This is a genomic window from Microbacterium sp. Bi128 (assembly GCF_918698205.1).
Genome location: NZ_CAKKMM010001276.1, coordinates 1 through 1,461 on the forward strand (window position 1 = coordinate 1; position 1,461 = coordinate 1,461).

Here is a 1,461-nt window from a genome sequence, read left to right on the forward strand (position 1 = left end):
GCGCTGCGAGGCCACCCTTCTTTTCGCGCACGAACTCCGCGGCCTGGGCGACCGTCAGCGCCTCCCACAGGTCCGAGTCCGTGGCCTCGGGCTTGCCGAAGCGCAGGTTGTGCTCAATGGTTCCGGAGAACAGGTAGGGCCGTTGCGGCACCATGGCCACGCGCTGCGTGATCTCGGCGCGGTCCAGCTGGGTGACGGGGACGCCGTCGAGCAGGACCTCGCCGGACTCGGCGTCGTAGAGCCGAGGGAGCAGGGCCAGCAGGCTGGACTTGCAGGCGCCGGTGGAGCCGATGATCGCCACGGTCTGTCCGGGCTCGGCCGTAAAGCTGATGTTGCTGAGCACGGGAGCCTCGGCGCCAGGGTAGGCGAAGGTCACGTTGCGGAATTCGACGCGGCCGGCCTTTGCCGCAGGCGCCACCGGGGTGAGCGATTCGTGGATGGAGGGTTCGACGTCGAGCACTTCACCGATCCGGTCGGCGCAGACCGAGGCGCGCGGAATCATCATGGCCATGAAGGTGCCCATCATGACGGCCATGAGGATCTGCAGGAGGTACTGGAGGAAGGCCGTCAGCGAGCCGATCTGCATCTCGCCGGCATCGACGCGCTGGCCACCAAACCAGAGCACGGCGGCCGTGGAGATGTGCAGGATCATGCCGATGGCGGGGAACATCAGCACAAACAGGGAACCGATCTTCAGCGAGACGTCGGTGAGGTCCTGGTTGGCCGCGCCGAAGCGCTCGGCCTCGTGGGGTTCGCGCACGAAGGCCCGGACCACGCGGATGCCGATGATCTGCTCGCGGAGGACACCGTTGAGCCGGTCGATCTTCTCCTGCATGGAACGGAAGAGCGGCATGAGGCGGACCACGAGGTAGCCCACCACGACCACGAGCAGGGGCACGGACACCCAGACGAGCCAGGACAGGTTGAGGTCCTCGCGCAGGGCCATGAAGATCCCGCCGATGCACATGATAGGTGTGGCCACCATGAAGTTCAGCGCCATGAGCATGAGCATCTGGACCTGCTGCACATCGTTGGTGCCCCGGGTGATCAGGGTGGGGGCGCCGAAGAGGTTCACGTCCCGCGCCGAGAAGCTGCTCACCTTGCGGAACACGCCGCGGCGCAGGTCCCGGCCGAACGCCATCGCCGCCTTCGAGCCGAAGTAGACGCCGGCGATCGCGGTGGCCACCTGGATCAGCGCGACGCCGAGCATGACGCCGCCGGTGCGCCAGATGTAGTCCGTGTCGCCGCGGGAGACGCCCTCGTCGATGATCTGGGCATTGAGGCTGGGGAGGTACAGAGCCGCGATGGTCGAGGCCAGCTGGAAGATGACCACAGCCGCTCAGGTGACCATCGAGACGGCCCCCGACTCGGGCCGTCGTCTGCGCCGTGAGGTTGAGACGAACACCGATCCCGACGCACCGGATTTCGCGAAGGCGATGCTCGGTGAGGTGGTCATGAACT

1 protein-coding gene is annotated in these 1,461 nt (G+C 66.7%); it reads right to left on the minus strand.

Annotation, left to right across the window (positions count from 1 at the left end):
* Positions 1-1,333, minus strand: a 1,333-nt coding sequence (locus LQV45_RS31975) for an ABC transporter ATP-binding protein (RefSeq protein WP_230011498.1), incomplete at its 3' end; no start/stop codon positions are given.
* Positions 1,334-1,461: the final 128 nt, after the last annotated feature.